General features: G+C 60.8%; 21 protein-coding genes. 11 read left to right on the top strand and 10 right to left on the bottom strand.

Annotated features, from left to right (window positions below; all coding sequences use genetic code 11):
• Positions 1-81: 81 nt before the first annotated feature.
• From dam to trpS, 4 genes are all read left to right on the top strand, one after another.
• Positions 82-894 carry an adenine-specific DNA-methyltransferase gene (dam, locus tag MC269_RS01320; protein ID WP_081136666.1) on the top strand — a complete coding sequence of 271 codons (813 nt, stop codon included), beginning with the start codon at positions 82-84 and terminating at the stop codon, positions 892-894.
• Between the two features lie 66 nt (positions 895-960).
• On the top strand, positions 961-1644 hold the full coding sequence (rpe, locus tag MC269_RS01325) for a ribulose-phosphate 3-epimerase (protein WP_033753082.1): 684 nt from the start codon (positions 961-963) through the stop codon (positions 1642-1644).
• Positions 1628-2308, top strand: coding sequence for a phosphoglycolate phosphatase (locus tag MC269_RS01330; RefSeq protein ID WP_239953518.1), 681 nt, complete (start codon positions 1628-1630; stop codon positions 2306-2308). Before rpe ends, MC269_RS01330 begins: the two co-directional genes overlap by 17 nt.
• A gap of 13 nt (positions 2309-2321) precedes the next feature.
• On the top strand, positions 2322-3326 hold the full coding sequence (gene trpS / locus MC269_RS01335; RefSeq protein WP_081136591.1) for a tryptophan--tRNA ligase: 1005 nt from the start codon (positions 2322-2324) through the stop codon (positions 3324-3326).
• Between the two features lie 304 nt (positions 3327-3630).
• Here trpS and cysG read toward each other — a convergent pair whose 3' ends face one another.
• The 4 genes from cysG to tsgA form a co-directional block, all read right to left on the bottom strand.
• The gene (gene cysG / locus MC269_RS01340; RefSeq protein ID WP_239953520.1) at positions 3631-4995 is read right to left on the bottom strand and encodes a siroheme synthase CysG; all 1365 of its coding nucleotides are present in this window, start codon (positions 4993-4995) and stop codon (positions 3631-3633) included.
• A gap of 86 nt (positions 4996-5081) precedes the next feature.
• Entirely contained in the window at positions 5082-5408 is a 327-nt protein-coding gene (gene nirD, locus MC269_RS01345) for a nitrite reductase small subunit NirD (protein WP_081136595.1), read from the bottom strand.
• On the bottom strand, positions 5405-7945 hold the full coding sequence (nirB, locus tag MC269_RS01350; RefSeq protein ID WP_239953522.1) for a nitrite reductase large subunit NirB: 2541 nt from the start codon (positions 7943-7945) through the stop codon (positions 5405-5407). The genes nirD and nirB overlap by 4 nt, the downstream gene beginning before the upstream one ends.
• Positions 7946-8157: 212 nt before the next feature.
• Positions 8158-9336 (bottom strand): MFS transporter TsgA, encoded by a 1179-nt coding sequence (tsgA, locus tag MC269_RS01355; RefSeq protein ID WP_081136599.1) that lies wholly within the window; start codon positions 9334-9336, stop codon positions 8158-8160.
• A 262-nt stretch (positions 9337-9598) separates the two neighbouring features.
• On the opposite strand from tsgA, the gene ppiA reads away from it, so the two are divergent.
• From ppiA to MC269_RS01380, 5 genes are all read left to right on the top strand, one after another.
• A complete protein-coding gene (gene ppiA / locus MC269_RS01360) occupies positions 9599-10171 on the top strand; it encodes a peptidylprolyl isomerase A (RefSeq protein ID WP_239953524.1) in 573 nt (190 codons plus the stop codon).
• 111 nt (positions 10172-10282) lie between these two features.
• Positions 10283-10456, top strand: coding sequence for a YhfG family protein (locus MC269_RS01365; protein WP_239953526.1), 174 nt, complete (start codon positions 10283-10285; stop codon positions 10454-10456).
• Positions 10443-11039, top strand: coding sequence for a putative adenosine monophosphate-protein transferase Fic (locus MC269_RS01370; RefSeq protein ID WP_239953528.1), 597 nt, complete (start codon positions 10443-10445; stop codon positions 11037-11039). The genes MC269_RS01365 and MC269_RS01370 overlap by 14 nt, the downstream gene beginning before the upstream one ends.
• Positions 11040-11080: 41 nt before the next feature.
• Positions 11081-11656 carry an aminodeoxychorismate/anthranilate synthase component II gene (locus MC269_RS01375; RefSeq protein ID WP_081136607.1) on the top strand — a complete coding sequence of 192 codons (576 nt, stop codon included), beginning with the start codon at positions 11081-11083 and terminating at the stop codon, positions 11654-11656.
• Between the two features lie 88 nt (positions 11657-11744).
• Complete coding sequence (locus MC269_RS01380) at positions 11745-12965, top strand: aspartate aminotransferase family protein (protein ID WP_239953530.1); 1221 nt, start codon at positions 11745-11747, stop codon at positions 12963-12965.
• On the opposite strand, the gene MC269_RS01385 is transcribed toward MC269_RS01380, so the two are convergent.
• The gene (locus MC269_RS01385; RefSeq protein ID WP_239953532.1) at positions 12966-15041 is read right to left on the bottom strand and encodes a YccS/YhfK family putative transporter; all 2076 of its coding nucleotides are present in this window, start codon (positions 15039-15041) and stop codon (positions 12966-12968) included. It abuts the gene before it with no gap.
• A 58-nt stretch (positions 15042-15099) separates the two neighbouring features.
• Entirely contained in the window at positions 15100-15732 is a 633-nt protein-coding gene (gene crp, locus MC269_RS01390; RefSeq protein WP_000242758.1) for a cAMP-activated global transcriptional regulator CRP, read from the bottom strand.
• Positions 15733-16032: 300 nt separating this feature from the next.
• Between crp and MC269_RS01395 the strand changes: the two genes are divergently transcribed.
• Positions 16033-16437, top strand: a complete 405-nt coding sequence (locus MC269_RS01395; RefSeq protein WP_081136613.1) for an OsmC family protein — start codon at positions 16033-16035, stop codon at positions 16435-16437.
• Between the two features lie 57 nt (positions 16438-16494).
• Here MC269_RS01395 and MC269_RS01400 read toward each other — a convergent pair whose 3' ends face one another.
• The 3 genes from MC269_RS01400 to MC269_RS01410 form a co-directional block, all read right to left on the bottom strand.
• Positions 16495-17364 carry a phosphoribulokinase gene (locus MC269_RS01400; RefSeq protein WP_081136617.1) on the bottom strand — a complete coding sequence of 290 codons (870 nt, stop codon included), beginning with the start codon at positions 17362-17364 and terminating at the stop codon, positions 16495-16497.
• Between the two features lie 61 nt (positions 17365-17425).
• Complete coding sequence (locus MC269_RS01405) at positions 17426-17644, bottom strand: YheU family protein (RefSeq protein ID WP_081136619.1); 219 nt, start codon at positions 17642-17644, stop codon at positions 17426-17428.
• Positions 17641-18657: a hydrolase gene (locus MC269_RS01410; RefSeq protein WP_239953534.1), complete on the bottom strand. Its 1017-nt coding sequence runs from the start codon at positions 18655-18657 to the stop codon at positions 17641-17643. The genes MC269_RS01405 and MC269_RS01410 overlap by 4 nt, the downstream gene beginning before the upstream one ends.
• Positions 18658-18713: 56 nt before the next feature.
• On the opposite strand from MC269_RS01410, the gene MC269_RS01415 reads away from it, so the two are divergent.
• Entirely contained in the window at positions 18714-19316 is a 603-nt protein-coding gene (locus MC269_RS01415) for a LysE family translocator (RefSeq protein ID WP_081136623.1), read from the top strand.
• Between the two features lies 1 nt (position 19317).
• On the opposite strand, the gene MC269_RS01420 is transcribed toward MC269_RS01415, so the two are convergent.
• A complete protein-coding gene (locus MC269_RS01420) occupies positions 19318-20298 on the bottom strand; it encodes a LacI family DNA-binding transcriptional regulator (RefSeq protein ID WP_081136625.1) in 981 nt (326 codons plus the stop codon).
• Between the last annotated feature and the right edge of the window lie 137 nt (positions 20299-20435).

Raw genomic sequence — 20435 nt, forward strand, 5'->3', positions numbered from 1 at the left:
GGTCGAACCGGCCCCGTTGATAAGCGCCGTTCTGCTGTCGGTCCGCCACAGCTCCACAATAAGATGTATAACCACGACAGCATGAAGAAAAATCGCGCTTTCCTGAAATGGGCAGGAGGCAAATATCCTCTGATGGAGGATATCCGTCGCCATCTGCCGCAAGGCGACTGCCTGATTGAGCCTTTTGTCGGCGCGGGTTCGGTGTTTCTCAACACCGACTATGCGCGCTATCACCTGGCGGATATCAACAGCGACCTGATCAACCTCTACAACATCGTCAAGCACCGCAGCGCGGCCTTTATTGAAGACGCGCGTCGGCTGTTTTCGCCTGAAGGCAACACGTCGGAGTGCTACTATCTGCGCCGCATCGCCTTTAACGCCAGCAGCGATCCCTATGAGCGCGCGCTGCTGTTTCTCTATCTCAACCGCCACGGCTACAACGGTCTGTGCCGCTATAACCTGCGCGGCGAGTTCAACGTGCCTTTCGGTCGCTACCGCAAGCCCTACTTTCCTGAAGCCGAGCTGCTGTGGTTTGCCGAACGGGCGCAAAAGGCGACCTTTGTCTGTGAATCGTACGATGTTACCCTGACCAACGCGCAGGCGGGTTCGGTGGTCTATTGCGATCCACCCTATGCGCCGCTGTCGGCAACGGCCAACTTTACGGCCTACCACACCAACAGCTTCAGCCTGCGTGAGCAGCAGCATCTCGCCGAACTGGCGTCGCGGCTGGCGCTGGAGAGCCGCATACCGGTTCTGATCTCGAATCACGATACCGCGCTGACGCGTCTCTGGTATCAGGATGCAGTATTACATGTGGTTAAAGCGCGGCGTTCTATCAGCCGGAGCATAACGGGTCGCACACAGGTCGACGAACTGCTGGCACTTTACTGCTAGTCTGTTTCGTCCGCGACCAGGCATTACGTCAGCCGCAGGGCTGGCGCACAACATTGGGAGAATCGGATGAAACAATATTTGCTGGCCCCTTCAATCCTCTCGGCGGATTTTGCCCGACTGGGTGAAGATACCGCAAAAGCGTTAGCCGCCGGCGGCGACGTGGTGCATTTCGACGTGATGGACAACCACTACGTTCCCAACCTCACGATGGGGCCGATGGTGCTGAAAGCGCTGCGCGACTACGGCATTACCGCGCCGATTGACGTGCATCTGATGGTGAAACCGGTCGATGCGCTGATCCCGGATTTCGCCAAAGCTGGCGCCAGCTATATCACTTTTCATCCCGAAGCGAGCGAGCACGTCGACCGCACGCTGCAGCTGATCAAAGAGCACGGCTGCAAAGCGGGCCTGGTGTTTAACCCCGCCACGCCGCTGAGCTACCTCGACTATGTGATGGATAAGCTCGACGTGATCCTGATTATGTCGGTGAACCCCGGTTTCGGCGGTCAGTCCTTTATTCCCGGCACGCTGGATAAGCTGCGCGAAGCGCGCAGACGCATCGATCACGGCGGCTATAACATTCGCCTGGAAGTGGACGGCGGGGTGAAGATCGACAATATCGCTCAGATCGCCGCCGCTGGCGCGGATATGTTCGTCGCCGGCTCGGCAATTTTCGGCCATCCCGACTACAAGAAAGTGATCGATGAAATGCGTCACGAACTGGAGAAGGTTAATGGCTCATTTCACTGATATCCGCGCGCTGGCGTTCGATCTCGACGGCACGCTGGTGCACAGCGCGCCGGGTCTGGCGCAGGCGATCGACCGCGCGCTGGCGGATCTGCAGCTGCCGCCTGCGGGCGTCGAGCGCGCCTCCACCTGGATCGGCAACGGCGCCGACGTGATGATGTCGCGCGCGCTGAACTGGGCGCTGGGCCGCGAACCGCAGCCCGACGAGCAGCGCGACGCGCGCGCGCTGTTTGATAAGCACTATGTCGACACGGTGGAAGCGGGCAGCACGCTGTTTCCGCAGGTGAAAGAGACGCTGCTGGCGCTGCATGCGAAAGGTTTTCCGATGGCGATCGTCACCAACAAGCCGACGCCGTTCGTCGCGCCGCTGCTGGAGTCGCTCGGCATCGCCGAGGCGTTTACGCTGATCATCGGCGGTGATGACGTGATCGTGAAAAAGCCGCACCCGGCGGCGATATTTCTGGTACTGGGCCGCTTCGGCGTGCTGCCGAACCAGCTGCTGTTTGTCGGCGACTCGCGCAACGATATTCAGGCCGCCCAGGCTGCCGGCGTGCCGAACGTCGCCATGACCTACGGCTATAACTACGGCGAGCCGATCGCCGGCAGCAACCCTGACCTGACACTCGACTCTTTTGATGAACTTTTGCCCCTACTCGGGCTGCACTAATCAGGACACAAGCATGAGCAAACCCATTGTTTTCAGCGGCGCACAGCCGTCCGGCGAACTTACCATTGGCAACTATATGGGTGCGCTGCGTCAGTGGGTGCAGATGCAGGACGATTTCCACTGCATTTACTGCATCGTCGATCTGCACGCCATCACCGTTCGTCAGGATCCGGCGGCGCTGCGTAAGGCCACGCTGGATACGCTGGCGCTCTATCTCGCCTGCGGCATCGATCCCAGCAAGAGCACCATCTTCGTGCAGTCGCACGTGCCGGAACACGCGCAGCTGAGCTGGGTGCTGAACTGCTACGCCTATTTCGGCGAGCTGAGCCGTATGACCCAGTTCAAAGACAAGTCGGCGCGCTATGAAGAGAACATCAACGCCGGGCTGTTCGACTATCCGGTGCTGATGGCGGCGGACATCCTGCTTTACCAGACCAACCAGGTGCCGGTGGGCGAAGATCAGAAGCAGCATCTGGAGCTGAGCCGCGATATCGCGCAGCGCTTTAACGCGCTCTACGGCGATATCTTCCGCGTGCCGGAGCCGTTTATCCCGAAATCGGGCGCGCGCGTAATGTCGCTGCTGGAGCCGACGCGCAAGATGTCCAAATCGGACGATAACCGCAACAACGTTATCGGCCTGCTGGAAGATCCGAAATCGGTGGTGAAGAAGATCAAACGCGCGGTGACCGACTCCGAAGAGCCGCCGGTGGTGCGTTACGACGTCAAAGAGAAAGCAGGGGTCTCGAACCTGCTGGATATTCTCGCTGGCGTTACCGGCAAAACCATCGCCGAGCTGGAAGCGGAGTTCGAAGGCAAGATGTATGGCCACCTGAAAGGCGCGGTGGCGGATGCGGTATCCGGCATGCTCACCGAGCTGCAGGAGCGCTATAACCGCTATCGCAACGACGAAGCCTTCCTGGAGCAGGTGATGCGCGACGGCGCGCAAAAAGCGCGTGAGCGCGCGCAGGAGACGCTGAAGAAGGTGTATGAAGCGATCGGCTTTGTTGCCGCGCCATAATTTGATTAAAAAGTAAAAGGCGGAAGCCATCCCGCTTTTTCAGGCCGCAGTAAAGCTAGCAAGCGGGTGAGGTGGGCCGAAGAGCAAAGCGTCCTGCGCCATGGACAAAAACGCCGGGAGCGTTTTTGAACAACGCAGCGCGTTAGCCCGTTTACGGGCGCACCTCAGGGATGAGGTGCGTATCTGCGCAGGCCGAGCTGGCAAGGACGCCGTTTTTGCGTCTTTGCGATCGGACCACCTCATCCGCGCTGGCACCTTATTTCAGTCAACTCAAACGTTTTTTAAATTCGTTTCTGAGGCCTGCCTAAAACCAGCGCAGCCGATCGCGCAGCGACACCACGCTGCCGATAATCATCAGCGACGGGCTCTCCACCTGCTGCGCCAGCTCGCCGAGCTGCGCCAGTGTGCCGGTCACTACGCGCTGCCGCGTGCTGGTGCCGTTCTCCACCAGCGCCACCGGCATATCCGCGCGCATACCGTGACGCATCAGCTGCTGCTGAATATACGGAGCCTGCGAGAGGCCCATATAAAACACCAGCGTCTGCTGCTCGGCGGCCAGCTTCTCCCACTCCAGCGCGTTCTTCTGCTGCAAATGGCCGGTGACCAGCCGCACGCTCTGCGCATGGTCGCGGTGCGTCAGCGGAATGCCGCTGTAGGCGGCGCAGCCTGAGGCTGCCGTCACGCCCGGCACCACGCTGAACGGGATCTGATGCTGCGCGAGGCTCTCCAGCTCCTCGCCGCCGCGCCCGAAGATAAAGGGATCGCCGCCTTTCAGCCGCACCACGCGCCTGCCGCGCTGCGCCTGTTGCAGCAGCAGCTGATTAATCTCCTCCTGCGGCACGCAGTGATGCCCGGCGCGTTTGCCGACAAAAATGCGCTCCGCGTCGCGGCGCACCAGATTCAGGATCTCTTCTGACACCAGCCGGTCATAAACAATCACGTCCGCCTGCTGGATCTGCTGCAGCCCTTTCAGCGTCAGCAGTCCCGCATCGCCCGGCCCGGCGCCGACCAGCGTCACTTCCCCTTGCGCGGGCAGCGCGTCGCTGAACAGCGCCTCGACCAGTCGATCCGCGCGCGCGGTGTCGCCGTTGGCCAGCGTCTGCGCCAGCCGATCGCTGGTGAAAAAGCGCTCCCAGAAAAAGCGGCGCTGCGCCATCGAGGCGAAACGCTGCTTAACCCGCGCGCGCAGCGTGCCCGCCAGCGACGCCAGCTGACCAAGATGCTGCGGCAGCATCGCCTCGATTTTTTCGCGCAGCAGGCGCGCCAGCACCGGCGCGCGGCCGCCGGAAGAGACTGCCACCATCAGCGGCGAACGGTCGATAACCGACGGCATAATCGCGCTGGCCTGCTCCGGCGCGTCCACCAGATTGCAGAAGATGCGTCGCGGCTCGGCGGCGTCCGCTACCTGCTGATTCACCGCGTCGTCATCGGTGGCGGCGACCGCCAGCCAGCATCCGTCCAGCCAGGCGTCGTCGAACGCGCCGACCATCAGCGTCAGCTCGCCGCTGTCGGCCCACTGCTGGAACGCGGGTGAAAAGCGCAGCGCGCCAACCTGCAGATCGGCGCCAGCGGCCAGCAGCAGGCGCGCCTTGCGCTCAGCGACCTCGCCGCCGCCCACCAGCAAACAGCGCTTGCCCTGCAGGCGACAAAAAAGGGGAAAGTAGTCCATAGCGCATCCTGAAAGCGAGAAGAGAGGGCAGACAGCCGGCGCGCAGGGCACCGGCGGCGTAGCATAACATCAGGGCAGGGATGGGGTCAGGCACACACCTCGACCTTGCCCGCGTTTACCCGGACCGGATAAGCGGCGACAGAGCGCGACGCGTCCTCCATACAGTGGCCGTCGCTGAGGCGAAAGCGCTGCTTCTTCAGCGGGCTGGCGACCCAGAGCGTACCTTCATGCTCGGCGATAATGCCGCGCGACAGCACGCTGGCCTGGGCAAAGGGATCGATATTGCTGATGGCGAACAGCTCGCTATCGTTGCGCGGCCGGAAAATGGCGATCTGCTGGTTATTCACCAGCGCGCATACGCCGGTAGCGGGCAGAATTTGCTGCAAATCGCAGACGGGCGTCCACTGGCTCATACTTCGCTCTCCTCAATCAGGGTCACGGCGATGCGCTCATCCGGCCGCGCTGGACGATGCTGGCTGCGCTCGGCGACCATCTGCACGTTGGGATCGCGCAGCGGCGCGTTGATAAAGTGGGCAAAGCGCGCCTGCTGGGCGGGATCCTCCAGGGTTTCTTTCCACTCGCAGCGCGCGCGGGCGCGCAGCTCGGCCAGCTCTGCCTCCAGCCTGGCGTTGATGCCCAGCTTGTCATCAATGATGACGCTGCGCAGGTAGTCGATGCCGCCTTCCAGGCTCTCCAGCCACAGTGAAGTGCGCTGCAGCCGATCGCCGGTGCGGATGTAGAACATCATAAAGCGGTCCAGGTAGGCGAGCAGGGTGTCGCTGTCGAGGTCGGCCGCCAGCAGATCGGCGTGGCGCGGCTTCATGCCGCCGTTGCCGCAGACGTAGAGATTCCAGCCTTTTTCCGTGGCGATAATGCCGACGTCTTTGCCCTGCGCCTCGGCGCATTCACGCGTGCAGCCCGACACGCCGAACTTCATCTTGTGCGGCGTGCGGATGCCCTTGTAGCGGTTCTCCAGCGCGATGCCGAAGCCGAGGCTGTCGCCGACGCCATAGCGGCACCAGGCGCTGCCGACGCAGGTTTTCGCCATGCGCAGCGCTTTGGCGTAGGCCTGGCCGGTTTCAAAACCTGCGGCGATCAGCTGCGACCAGATAGCGGGCAGATCGTCTTTCTGCGCGCCGAACAGGCCGATGCGCTGCGAGCCGGTGATTTTGGTGTAGAGGTTATAGCGTTCGGCGACCTCGCCAATCACCTTCAGCCCCTGCGGTGTGATTTCGCCGCCGGGCGAGCGCGGGATCACGGAGTAGGTGCCGTCTTTCTGGATATTGCCGAGGAAAAGATCGTTGCTGTCCTGCAGCGGCGTATGCTGCGGTGCGAGCACAAAGTCGTTCCAGCACGACGCCAGCAGCGACGCCACCGTAGGTTTGCAGACTTCGCAGCCGTAGCCGGTGCCATATTTCGCCAGTAGCGCGTCGAAGGTTTTGATCTCCTCGACGCGGATCAGATGGTAAAGCTCCTGACGCGAGTAGGGGAAGTGGGCGCAGAGATGGTTGTTGACCTCGATGCCCTGACGGCTTAGCTCGGCGTTCAGCACCTGGGTCAGCAGCGGGATGCAGCCGCCGCAGCCGGTGCCGGCGCGGGTTTCGCTTTTCAGCGCCGCCACGGTGTGGCAGCCGGCCTGCACCGCCTTGACGATGTCCCCTTTGCTGACGTCGAAGCAGGAGCAGATCTGCGCGCTGTCGGGCAGCGAATCAACGCCCATCACCGGCTTTTCGCCGCTGCCGGTGGGCAGGATCAGCGCTTCGGGATTTTCCGGCAGCGGAATGGCGTTAAGCACCAGCTGCAGCAGGTTGCCGTAGTCGCTGGTGTCGCCCACCAGCACCGCGCCGAGCAGGGTGTTGCCCTCTTCGCTGACGATCAGGCGTTTGTAGACCGAACGGCTCTCATCCAGCCAGACGAAGCTGCGCGCGCCCGGCGTGCGGCCATGCGCGTCGCCGATGCCGCCGACGTCCACGCCGAGCAGCTTGAGTTTGGCGCTCATGTCGGCGCCCTGGAAGAGGCTGTCGCGACCCACCAGTGCATCGCTCGCCACCTGCGCCATTTTGTAGCCCGGCGCTACCAGGCCAAAGGCGCGGTGGCGCCAGGCGGCGCATTCGCCGATGGCGTAGATCGCCGGATCGCTGGTGCGGCAGCGGTCGTCAATGGCGATGCCGCCGCGCTGGCCGAGCGCCAGGCCGCACTGCTTCGCCAGCTTGTCCTGCGGGCGAATGCCGGTGGAGAAGACGATAAAATCGACCTCCAGCGCGCTGCCGTCGGCAAACTCCAGCGTTTTGCCACCTGCGGCGTGATGCACAATTTGCTGGGTATTTTTGCCGGTATGCACCCGCACGCCCATCTCTTCGATTTTTCGCCGCAGCTGCTCGCCGCCCTGCACGTCGAGCTGCTCCGCCATCAGCACCGGCGCGAACTCAATCACGTGCGTTTCCACCCCTAAGTTTTTCAGCGCGCCCGCGGCCTCCAGGCCGAGCAGGCCACCGCCAATCACCGCGCCACGCTTACTGCGGCGCGCGCAGGCTTCAATGGCGTTGAGATCTTCGATGGTGCGGTAAACAAAGCAGTCGCTGCCTTCCGAACCCTTGATTGGCGGGATCCAGGGATAGGAGCCGGTGGCGAAAATCAGCGTATCGTAGCGCATGGCGCGGCCGGTATTGGAGTGGATCAGCTTCTCGTCGCGGTTGATGGTGATGGCGCGCTCGCCCAGCAGCAGATTGACCTGATGCTTTTCATAATAGCCTTCGCGCACCAGCGAAAGCTCTTCGGCGGTATGGTGAGAAAAGTAGGCGGAAAGGTGGACGCGGTCATAGGCGACGCGGGGTTCTTCGCAGAAGACGGTTAACGCGAACTGGCCGGGTTCGGCTTTGTCGATCAGCTCCTCAATAAAGCGATGCCCCACCATGCCGTTACCAATAACGACGACATTGTGTTTGCTCATGCTTGCCTCAAAATTGCGGGAATTGAGGCTACAATAGCGCGCCGTTTTGCGCTCATATTGATATACATCAAGCGCCTTTCTGTATACCTATTTTGAGGTAGGTTACTGTTTCTGCATCATTTTTCGTAAGTTATTCGTTCTGTTAACAAAAGCGCGGGATCGCATTTTTGCGGCGGGATAAAAAAAGGCGGCTTGCGCCGCCTTGTTACTGCTTAGTGCATGACATGGCCGTGCTGGCGATGTCGGGTGACAAAGCCCAGCAGCACGCACATCACGAACACCACGGCGTAGAGACCGTTCGCCGTCAGCAGCGCGGCATGGACGCCACCCTGCCTGACGATCGGGCTGGTCACCACGAAGGTGAGCATGGTGCCGACGGTGCCGCAGGTGAGGATAAAGTTCACCAGCTTCGGCGAGGAGACTTTGGTCTGCAGCGAGCCGAGCGTAATGATGGTGGTGTAGATGGCGCTGGAGCTGAAGCCGAGGATCATAATAATCCAGCGCAGCATGCTGGCGTCCGTGGCGCTGACGAACCAGTACATCAGCAGCGTCGCCAGGCCAGCCAGCACCATCAGAATGCGCTGCAGGTCGAAGAAGCGCAGCAGGAAGCTAAAGATCCACATGCCGACCATATAGGCGGTCCAGAAGTTGCCCACCAGCTGGCCAGCGCTGGCGATATCCATGCCCATGGTTTTGGTGGCGTACTCCGGCACCCAGGAGATAAAGCCGAGCTGGCCGAGGATATAGCAGAGCGCGGCCACGGCGAGAAACAGCACGCCGACGCCCCATTTCTCTTTTTCCACCGTCGGGCTGTTTTCCGGCTTGCGCAGCACCGGGAACTCGACGCACAGCGTCAGCACGAAGATGGCGACGTAGATAATGCCGATGCAGACATAGACCCAGTACCACGGCAGCGCGCGCGCCAGCAGGATACCCGCCAGCACCGGAAACAGCGTGCCGGCCATGCTGAAGAAGGAGTCGGTAAACAGCAGGCGCGAGCCGCGCTGACGGCCTTCATACAGATGGGTGATCAGGAAGGTGCCGATCGACATGGTGATGCCGCTGACCACGCCCAGCACGAACATGCAGAGCGAGAACACCGAGAGATCGCGGCTGGTCATCAGGCCCAGCACCGCCAGCACCATCAAAATAAAGCCGAAAATCAGCTGACGCTTCAGCGGCACGATAACCATCAGCCAGGCGTTGAGGAAAACCGAGACCAGAATGCCGGCGTTCAGAAAGGTAAAGGTGTTGCCCATACTTTCAATCGGCAGCTGGAAATCCTTCGCGATGTCGCCCATGACCATGCCGGTGACGATTACCAGCGCGCCGGTCAGCGCGTACGAGAAAAAGCTTATCCAGGTAAGCCCGATACGATTACGATTTGTCATGTTGTGAACCTGTGGAAAACAGAGAGGGCGGCGTAAAACTGTCAGAAAGTGTAAACGGAACTGTGATCTTAATAAATAAAGACTGAAAATACGTTTTCATATTTCATTCATAATGTGATTTGCATCACGAAAACGTTTGCGTGGCCGATTGTCCATTTTGCCCACAAGCTGCGTAAATTACGGTAAAACGCTGGCTCTTGTATTTTAGGCTCTTTACAATCAGTCTCGTTTAAAAGCTGCTCTCCAAGGTAAGGACTCACTCATGCTTAAACGTACTCTTACAGCGGCGGTCGCCCTGTTTGCGCTCTCTTCCGTTTCCGTCTCGGCGCTGGCCGCCAAAGGCGATACCCACGTCCTGTTCACCACCTCCGCCGGTAATATCGAACTCGAATTGAATAACCAAAAAGCGCCGGTTTCAGTGAAAAACTTTGTCGACTACGTCAACAGCGGTTTCTACAACAACACCATTTTTCATCGCGTGATCCCCGGATTTATGGTGCAGGGCGGCGGCTTTACCACCGACATGCAGCAGAAGCAGACCAACGCGCCGATTAAAAACGAAGCGGACAACGGCCTGCGCAACCTGCGCGGCACCATCTCGATGGCGCGCACCGCCGATAAAGACAGCGCCACCAGCCAGTTCTTTCTCAACGTTGCCGATAACGCCTTCCTCGATCACGGCCAGCGCGACTTCGGCTACGCGGTATTTGGTAAAATTGTGAAAGGGATGGATGTGGCGGAAAAAATTTCCCAGGTGCCGACCAAAGATGTCGGTCCCTATCAAAATGTGCCGGTAAAACCGGTAGTTATCCTTTCTGCGAAAGTCCTGCCGTAACCCTGTAGGCCGCCCTCCGCTGGCGGCCTCGCCTTGCCCCTCTCCGGCAAAGGGAAAATTTGCTCCTATACTCCTCTTCACGAGAGTGGACAACCCCAGCCAGGAGGCGGCATGGCAAGCAAACTCACCGAGAAACAGAAAAATACCCTCTGGCAGCAGCGCCGCATCGCCAGCTATCAGGCCAGCTGTCGGCTGGAAGATCTCATTCTGACCGAGCCCGCCAGCACTTACGATCAGGCCGAGGCGCGACTTGACTCGCTGAGGAGGCAGTATGGTGCCGAATAGTGCGGTAGCACGCGATCCCTACCTGTGGCAAAACGACGACGTGTTGAAAAACCGTCTGGATATTCATGATGCCGCGCAGCTGCGCAAGGCGGAGCTGGCGTTCAGCGCCGCACGTCTCGCAACGCTCGAGCTGGGGCCCGCCACCATCGGCCTGCCTTTCCTGTGCCATATCCATCGCACGCTGTTCCAGGATCTCTACGCCTGGGCGGGCGAGCTGCGCACCATCGATATCTGGCGCGACGATACGCCGTTCTGCCACTTCGAATATATCGAGAAAGAGGGCAACGCGCTGATGGACGCGCTGGAGGAAGAAGAGGGGCTGCGCAATCTGGAGCCGCAGGCGTTTGTCGAGCGCATCGCGCACTACTATTGCGAAATCAACATGCTGCATCCGTTCCGCGAAGGCAACGGACGCGCCCAGCGCATCTTCTTCGAGCAGCTGGCGCTGCACGCCGGCTACTTCCTCGAGTGGCAGCACGCAGAGGCGCAGGCGTGGCGCGAGGCGAATCAGGCGGCCGCCGGCGGCGATCTGGCGCCGCTGGAAGCGCTGTTCGCCCAGGTGGTGAGTCGCGCCAGCCTGTAAAACGCGTAGAATAGCGGCGGTTTTCTCCTTCAGGACGGATTATGCTGCTGCTAATCGACAACTACGACTCCTTTACCTGGAATCTTTATCAGTATTTTTGCGAGCTTGGCGCGCAGGTGCGCGTCGTGCGCAACGACGCCATCACGCTGGAAGAGATGGCGGCGCTGCCGCTGACGCATCTGGTGATCTCGCCTGGCCCCTGCACGCCCGACGCGTCCGGCGTGTCGATGGCGGCGATCCGTTACTTCGCCGGCCGCATTCCGGTGTTGGGCGTCTGCCTCGGCCATCAGGCGATCGCCCAGGCCTATGGCGCGAAGGTGGTGCGCGCCCGACAGGCGATGCACGGCAAGACCTCCGCCATCGCGCATAACCATCGCGGCGTGTTCCGCAACCTCAACGATCCGCTTACCGTCACGCGCTACCACTCCCTGATCGTCGCCTGGGATTCGCTGCCCGACGCGTTCGAAATCACCGCCTGGAGTTTGAAAGCGGGCGAACCCGACGAGATTATGGGCTTCCGCCACAAGACGCTGGCGCTGGAAGGTGTGCAGTTTCATCCTGAAAGCATTCTCAGCGAGCAGGGGCATCAGCTGCTGCGCAATTTTCTCGCTACCTGAAGTTATGTTTGCCTTTGGGTGATTTATTATGCATATTTTATGACTATTATTTCACTGTGGCTCAATAATTAATCAAAGGTGGTCGTCGATGGCAGCGGAGAAAATTGCGGTAACGCGGGAAACGTTCGATAACGTCATTTTGCCTGTTTATGCACCTGCGCAGTTCGTGCCGGTCAAAGGCAAGGGCAGCCGCGTCTGGGATCAGCAGGGCAAAGAGTATATCGACTTCTCCGGCGGCATCGCCGTTACGGCGCTCGGCCACTGCCATCCGGCGCTGGTCGAGGCGCTGAAAACCCAGGGCGAAACCCTGTGGCATCTCAGCAACGTCTTTACCAATGAGCCTGCGCTGCGCCTCGCCAGCAAACTGATCGACGCCACCTTCGCCGATCGCGTCTTCTTCGCCAACTCCGGCGCGGAAGCGAACGAAGCCGCCTTTAAGCTGGCGCGCTTTTACGCCTGTCAGCGCCACAGCCCGTTCAAGACCAAAATCATCGCCTTCCACAATGCGTTTCACGGCCGCACCTTGTTTACCGTGTCGGTGGGCGGCCAGCCGAAATACTCCGACGGCTTCGGGCCAAAACCGGCGGATATCGTGCACGTTCCCTTTAACGATCTCGAGGCGGTCAAAGCGGTTATCGACGACCATACCTGCGCCATCGTGGTGGAGCCGATTCAGGGCGAGGGCGGCGTGATGCCCGCCACGCCAGAATTTATGCAGGGGCTGCGCGCGCTGTGCGATAAGCATCAGGCGCTGCTGGTGCTGGATGAGGTGCAGAGCGGCATGGGACGCAGCGGCAAGCTGTTCGCCTATGAACACTACGGCGTGACGCCCGATATTCTCACCAGCGCCAAGGCGCTGGGCGGCGGCTTCCCGGTGAGCGCGATGCTGACCACCAATGAGATCGCCTCAACCATGTCGCCGGGCGTGCACGGCACCACATACGGCGGCAATCCGCTGGCCTGCGCGGTCGCGGAAGCGGCGCTCGACGTCATCAATACGCCCGAGGTGCTGGAGGGCGTGCAGGCGCGTCGCCAGCAGTTTGTCAGCGCGCTGCAGACGCTCGACGCGAAGTTCGATCTGTTTAGCGACATCCGCGGCAAAGGGCTGCTGATTGGCGCGGCGCTTAAGCCGCAGCACGCCGGTAAAGCGCGCGATATTCTCAACGCCGCGGCGGCGGAAGGGCTGATGGTGCTGGTGGCCGGCACCGACGTGATCCGTTTCGCGCCGTCGCTGGTGATCGAACCCGCCGATATCGAAGAGGGCATGGCGCGCTTCGCCCGCGCGGTCGAGCGCGTGCTGGCGGCCTAATCAGCCTTTGCGTAAATGCCTGATCAGCCAGCGGCCATGATGCGGCCGCTGGCTCCACGCCAGCGACGAAATGGTGTGCATCACGTTCAGGTGCTCCAGAATGCGTTTCACATGCTGCTCCAGAATCGTGGTGGGGCCTTCATCAATGCTCTCCACGCCTGCCATCACGTTGGTCTGCGATCCCGGTCCGTCATACTCCAGCCGCTGCTGGCAGCGCTGCAGCGCCACCTCGCACGACTGCAGATAACGCTGCGCCAGGTCTGCGGTCAGCATGGTGTGCTCGCGCGCCAGAATGGTCATGGCGTTGATATGCTCGACGATAAACTGGCTGTGCGTCACCCATAAGCGCATATCTTTCAGATACTGCGCGTTGAAGCCCGGCTCCTGCATCGCCTGATTGAGCGAGTTAAACAGCGCGTTGTGCGCCTGATTGACCTTCATGCGCTGGTACGCCAGCGGCTTCGCCTCCTGCTCCGGCCCCAGCAGCAGGCGCAGCGCCTCCTGATAGGTTTCCAGCGCGTCGTGAGCGTTCTGCCGCAGCAGCCCGCTTTGCCACTGCGGCCAGAGCCACAGCATGCCGCCGAAGGCGATCAAACAGCCCATCAGCGTATCCATCAGGCGCGGCAGGAGAAACTGCGCGCCGTTCAGCGACAGCAGCTGCAGCGAGTAGACCGCCGTGACGGTAAAGCCGATCATCGACCAGCCGTAATATTTGCGCGTCACCAGATAGCTGAGCAGCGTGACCACCAGCATAAACAGCAGCACCAGCGATTCCGGCACCGCAAAGCGCAGCGAGGCGGCGGCGATCACCAGCCCGACAAAGGTGCCGAGCGCCCGGTGCTGAATGCGCACCCGCGTGGCGCTGTAGCCGTTCTGGCTGACGAACATAATGGTCATCAGGATCCAGTAGGGCTTGGGAATGTCGAACAGCATCGCCAGCGCGCTGCCGAACATCAGCATCACGGCGAAGCGCGCCGCGGTGCGCAGCGCGGCGGACTTCAGCGACAGGTAGCTGCGCAGCGCGGGCAGCAGCGGCAGCCGGCGCTGACGATCGGTCATCAGGTCGCGCTGATAAAGCGGCTTCTGGGTGCGCAGCACGCGCGCGATGCGGCTGAAGTGGTAGAAGCAGAAGTGGCCGACGGGATTGTCGGGATGCTGGCGAGCGATCTTCTCCAGCGCGCCGAGCGGCTTCTCCATCTCGAAACGGCTCGGCAGCTGGTGATAGAGAATGGCGTCGGCCAGCGCGCGCAGCCGCGCCGAGATGATTTTGGCGTTCCAGTGTATCACCGCTTCCGCATGGCTGCGTTCTACCAGCTTTTGCACCTCTTCCGGCTGGTGCAGGCTGACGGAGATGTGCTCCTGCAGATCGAGCGCCACCTGAAAGGCGCGCGTCAGCCGTTTATGGCTGTTGTCGCGGCTGGCGGAGAGCATATGCATCTGCTGATAGCAGGTGTTGATCAGATCGACCGCTTTCTGCTGGCGCGCCAGCAGCGGCGGCAGCGCTTTTTCCGGATCGGTGAGCTGGGTCAGCAGGGTATATTTGGCGTCGCAGTAGTCCGCCAGCTCGCGGTAGATCAGGCTCAGGGTTTCGCGCATCGGCTGCTCTTTCCACAGCCAGAACCAGAACCAGTTGAAGAGCCCGTACCAGAGCGTGCCGCCGATATAGAGCAGCGGCGGCACGTAGATCGGCATGCGGCCGATCAGGCTCAGGGTAAAGATCGCCGCCACCAGCGTGCCGGAGAGCAGCCGGCCGTGCAGCGGGCTGATTTCGCCGGTGACGCCCAGCAGCAGCGGCAGCACAAAGAGCACCGCAGGCAGCGGCACCCCTTTCAGGGTCAGCAGCTGGATCAGAAAGCTGCCGAGCGCGAACAGCGAGCCGCCAACGATCAGTCGTTTGAAGAAGCGCTTATGGGGCGTATCCAGGCCCGCGACGTTGCAGCAGGCGGGAACCAGCGAGAAGAGCAGCCCTTTTTGCAGATCGCCGAACAGCCAGCCGAGCGCGACGGGAATGCACAGCACCAGCGTCTGCCGCAGAGCATAGTTAACTTCGGGGTGGTAGATGATTCGACGCCACATCACTTCGCTAAAAGCAGTAACGGCGTGACGGTAAGATCACGCCGTGAGTGAGAGGAAATCAGCGGGTGCCGTAAACGACAATGGTTTTGCCGTGTGCGGAAATCAGATTCTGGTCTTCCAACATTTTCAAAATGCGGCCCACGGTTTCACGCGAGCAACCAACGATTTGGCCAATTTCCTGACGAGTAATTTTGATTTGCATGCCGTCGGGATGCGTCATGGCGTCTGGCTGTTTCGCCAGGTTAAGCAGGGTTTGTGCAATACGTCCGGTCACGTCGAGGAAAGCTAAATTGCCCACTTTCTCCGATGTTACCTGCAGACGGCGCGCCATCTGCGATGAGAGACGCATTAAAATATCCGGGTTCACCTGGATAAGCTGGCGGAATTTCTTGTAGGAAATTTCTGCCACTTCGCACGCGGTTTTCGCGCGCACCCAGGCGCTGCGCTCCTGACCTTCTTCAAACAGGCCAAGCTCGCCGATAAAATCACCCTGATTCAGGTAAGAGAGGATCATCTCTTTGCCCTCTTCATCTTTGATCAGTACCGCAACGGAACCTTTCACGATGTAGTAGAGGGTTTCAGCCTTCTCACCCTGATGAATCAGCGTACTTTTGGATGGATATTTGTGAATATGGCAATGGGACAGGAACCATTCGAGTGTAGGGTCTGTTTGCGGTTTGCCGAGAACCATTCGCTATTATCCTCTGTTGTAATCGTGCCCAAAACGCGGGGGGATTATTCCCTGCCAGGCGATGAAAGCTTCAAGCGTTTCCCCTAAAGGAGATTATTCGGGCCTTATTTTGCGCCAGGCGCTTGATGTGTCCCGTCTTCGTCCTTAGCAAGACGAACTATTTTCAGCACTGTTTGTAGCACAGCTTTTGCCGACTGTCTTCTGTTGTCTCGCTTCAGCAAAGGGGGGATTACTCTGGATTGCTGTTTGCCAGGCGAACGCGTACTCTGGCGGCAAACGGGCTATTCTCGAGGTGGAAACATGCAGGCAAGAGTGAAGTGGGTCGAAGGGTTAACCTTTCTCGGCGAGTCGTCGTCAGGGCATCAGATCCTGATGGACGGCAACTCCGGCGATAAAGCGCCCAGTCCGATGGAGATGGTGCTGATGGCCGCGGGCGGCTGCAGCGCCATCGACGTGGTTTCTATTTTGCAGAAAGGGCGCAACGACGTGGTGGACTGTGAGGTGAAACTGACCTCTGAACGCCGCGAAGAGGCGCCGCGCCTGTTTACCCATATCAACCTGCACTTTGTGGTCACCGGCAAGGCGCTGAGCGACAAAGCCGTGGCGCGCGCGGTGGATCTCTCGGCGGAGAAGTATTGTTCGGTGGCGTTGATGCTGGGCAAGGGCGTAGAGATGACCCATAGCTATGAAGTGGTCGCGCTGTAAAAAAGCGCACTGTATGTAAGGAGCGGGCCTTGCTACTCGCTCCCGCTCCAGACCTGGTCAGGCGATCTGTTTGCCTTCCATCAGCCGCTGCACCAGCGGTGCCATAATCAGCTCCATCGCCAGCCCCATCTTGCCGCCCGGCACCACCAGCGTATTCATATGCGAGATAAAGGATCCCTGCAGCATCGCCAGCAGATAGGGGAAGTCGATATTCTCCAGCCCGCGAAAGTGGATCACCACGAAGCTCTCGTCCAGCGACGGGATCTCGCGCGCGGCGAACGGGTTCGAGGTATCTACGGTGGGGACGCGCTGGAAGTTAATGTGGGTGCGCGAGAACTGCGGCGTAATGAAGTTGATGTAATCCTCCATTGAGCGCACTACCGAGTCCATCACCGCTTCGCGCGAGTGGCCGCGCTCGCCGGTGTCGCGCACCAGCTTCTGGATCCACTCCAGATTGACGATCGGCACCACGCCCACCAGCAGATCGACCTTTTCCGCCACGTTGTGCTGCTGCGTCACGACACCGCCGTGCAGCCCCTCGTAAAACAGAATATCGGTGTTCTCCGGCAGCGGCTGCCAGGGCGTAAAGGTGCCGGGCACCTGATTCCAGGGCACGGCCTCGTCGTAGGTGTGCAGATACTTGCGCGACTGGCCTTTGCCTGCGTTGCCGTAGTCGATAAAGGTCTGCTCCAGCAGGCCGAAATCATTAGCTTCCGGCCCGAAATAGCTGATGTGCCGCCCCAGATCGCGCGCTTTGCGGATGGCCATATCCATCTCCGGCCGCGTATAGCGGTGGAAACTGTCGCCCTCCAGCTCGGCGGCGTGCAGGCTGAGCTGCTGGAAAATCTTACGGAACGCCAGGCTGGTGGTGGTGGTGCCGGCCCCGCTGGAGCCGGTCACCGCGATAATCGGGTGTCGTGCTGACATGGTAAAGCTTCCTGTAACCTCGGGCGATGAGCATTGTTAACACGAAAAAGGCCGTGGCGCATCAGCCGCGAAATTCGCTGCGCGGCATAATGTTGACGGTTTCATGCAGTTCCGACCAGACCAGCACTACGTCGCCGCGCTCCAGCTGGCGGCGCACGTCATCGACCTTTTGCGCCAAGCTGCGCTCCTGTTCGCCGTAGTCGGTGCCTTCGCGCAGCACAAAGGCTTCGATCAGGTTGGTGAGGGTCTCGGGATCGATCTGTTGCCAGGGAATCATCATAATGTAAGCCACTGTGTGAGCCACTGCGGCACACGTTGTTCGAGCCACATCTGCGGTTGACGCAGCGTGCCGCCGACAAAACCAACGTGTCCGCCATGCGGCGTGAGTTGATAGGTTGTGCTGGCTGAGAGCTGTTCCGGCTGCGGGATCACCTCGTCAGTCATAAAAGGATCGTCTTTTGCGTGAATGATCAGCAAGGGCTTGCGCACCTTTTGCAGCAGCGGCATGGCGCTGGCGCGACGATAGTAGTCGCCCGCGTCGAGAAAGCCGTGGGCGCGCGCGGTAATGGCGTCGTCGAAATCGCGCAGGCGCCGCAGCGCCTTCAGCTGCGGCAGATCGACCGGCAGCGTGCCCGGCCAGGCGCGCAGCTTGCGCTCGGCGTTCTTTTTTAGCTGATCGAGCAGATAGCGCTGATAAAAGCGTGAAAAGCCCTGTTCCAGCTTCAGGCTGCACGGCTCCAGCAGCAGCGGCGCGGAGACGATCACCCCGGCGTCGAGCGGCGCGGCGTCGCCCAGCCTGCCGAGTAAACAGCCCAGCATATTGCCGCCGAGCGACACGCCGACCGCCGCGGTGGGCGCGTCGCCCCAGCGGGTTTTCAGCCAGCGCAGAAAAAAGGCGGCGTCTTCGGTTTCGCCGGAGTGATAGATGCGATGAAGGCGGTTCGGCTCGCCGCCGCAGCCGCGAAAGTGCATCACCACGCCGAGCCAGCCCTGTCGCTGGCAGGCGTGCATCAGCCCGTGGGCGTAAGGGCTGTGAAAATTGCCTTCCAGCCCGTGAAACAGCACCACGCGCGGCTTATGGCTCGCCTGCTGCGGATCTTCGCTCCAGGCGAGATCGACGAAGTCGCCGTCCGGCAGGTCGAGGCGCTGCCAGTGCGGCCGCAGCAGCAGACGACGGCGCACCAGGCGCGGCAGCACCGTCTGCAGATGCGGATTGCGCAGGGCGCGCGGCGGCAGAAAGCGCGTCGCGGCGTCCGGCGTAAAATTCATGTCGCCAGGGCTTGTCTGATCCATATCACACTGTTAGCTTCGTTGAGTTTGTTGTGAATTTGGGGAAGGAGCACCCGTTCATGGAACTGAGCCTGTTTTTATCAATGTTAGGTTTTCTCTGGGTCGCCGCCATCACGCCAGGCCCTAATAATATGTTACTCACCGCGTCCGGCGCCAATTTCGGCTTCTGGCGCACCGTGCCGCTAATGATCGGCATTATGATTGGTATGCAGGTGATGCTGCTGATGGTGGCGTTCGGCGTTGGCGGCCTGATCCTGCTTTATCCCGCGCTGCATCTTATCCTGAAGATTGCCGGTAGCCTTTATCTGCTCTGGCTGGCGTGGAAAATCGCCACCGCCGCCTATGAAAAGCTGGAGACCGGCGACGCGCCGCCGAAGCCGATGCCGTTCTGGCAGGGCGGCCTGCTGCAGCTGATCAACCCCAAAGCCTGGCTGATGGCGCTGGGCGCGGTCGCCAGCTTCAGTCTCGCCGGCGCCGCCTATCTCCATTCGGTGGCGGCTATCAGCCTGGGCATGTTTATGGTCAACCTGGTGGCGGGCATTATCTGGATCGGCTTCGGCGCGCTGATTGGCCGCATTCTGCAAAGCCGCCGCGCCTGGACTCTTTTCAACCTGGCGATGGGGCTGCTGACCGCCGCCTGCGTGCTGCTGATCTGGCGCTAGGCTAGCTGGAGGCGCGTTCGACGCGCGTCCACGGCAGCACTTCGCGCACCACCGGCGACGTCGGGCGGCGAATGCGCTGCAGCAGCAGCTGCACGCTGCGCGCGCCAAGCTGATACATCGGCTGCTCGACGGTGGTGAGCGGCGGATTCAGGCTGCGGGTAAAGGGAATGCCGTCGAATCCCACCACCGCCAGATCCTCCGGCACGCGCAGACCCGCCTCAAGCGCGGCGTGCACCACGCCCACCGCCAGCACGTCCGACACCGCCAGCACCGCGTCCGGCGGCGTCGGCTGCTGCAAAAGCTGGCGCAGCGCCTCGCTGCCCGCTTCGCATGAAATCGCCTCCGCATAAGCCACGCCGCGCCACGGCAGCGCCAGCTCGGCCAACCCCTGCTCATAGCCCGCCTCGCGCTGATGCGAATAAAGGTAGCGCAAATCGCTGTTCACCAGCCCGATGCGGCGGCGGCCTTTGCTCGCCAGGTAGCGCACCGTTTCTCGCGCCGCGCCGTGGTTATCAATAGAAACCGAGGAGGCGGGCAGCGCGGGATCAAACTCCGCGCACTGCACCCAGGGCGCATCGCCGATAATCGCGGCGATATCCTGCAGCGCGGCGGCGGCGTCCATGGTGATCACCCCATCCACTACCTTGCCGGCCAGCAGGCCAAGATAAGCGGCTTCGCGCCGCAGCTGAGAGGCGGAGTTGCACAGCAGAATGTGATAGCCCTGCGCTTCTGCTTCCGCTTCGATGCCCTGCACCACGCGCGAACAGAAGGGATTGGTGATATCGGAGATCAGCACCAGCAGCATATTGCTCTGAGCGGTACGCAGCTGGCGCGCGAGCAGATTGGGCTGGTATTCGCTGGCGGAGATTGCCGCCAGCACGCGTTCGCGCGTATCTGACTTTACGCCGGGATGATCGTTCAGCACGCGGGAAACCGTGGCTTTGGAGACGCCCGCCAGCAGCGCGACCTTCTCAATGGACATGTTGCCGCAACCCTTTTTGGCCGGTTAACAGTGGACTCATATCAATAGCACAGCGGCAATGTGAGCGCCTGCCATTTTGTCTGAATAGTGGCGCAGCCATTGCCGGATTTCGCATCAGCTTTGCCGATCATGATCTA

Source organism: Pantoea sp. Z09 (genome assembly GCF_022394795.1).
Lineage (GTDB): Bacteria > Pseudomonadota > Gammaproteobacteria > Enterobacterales > Enterobacteriaceae > Pantoea > Pantoea latae.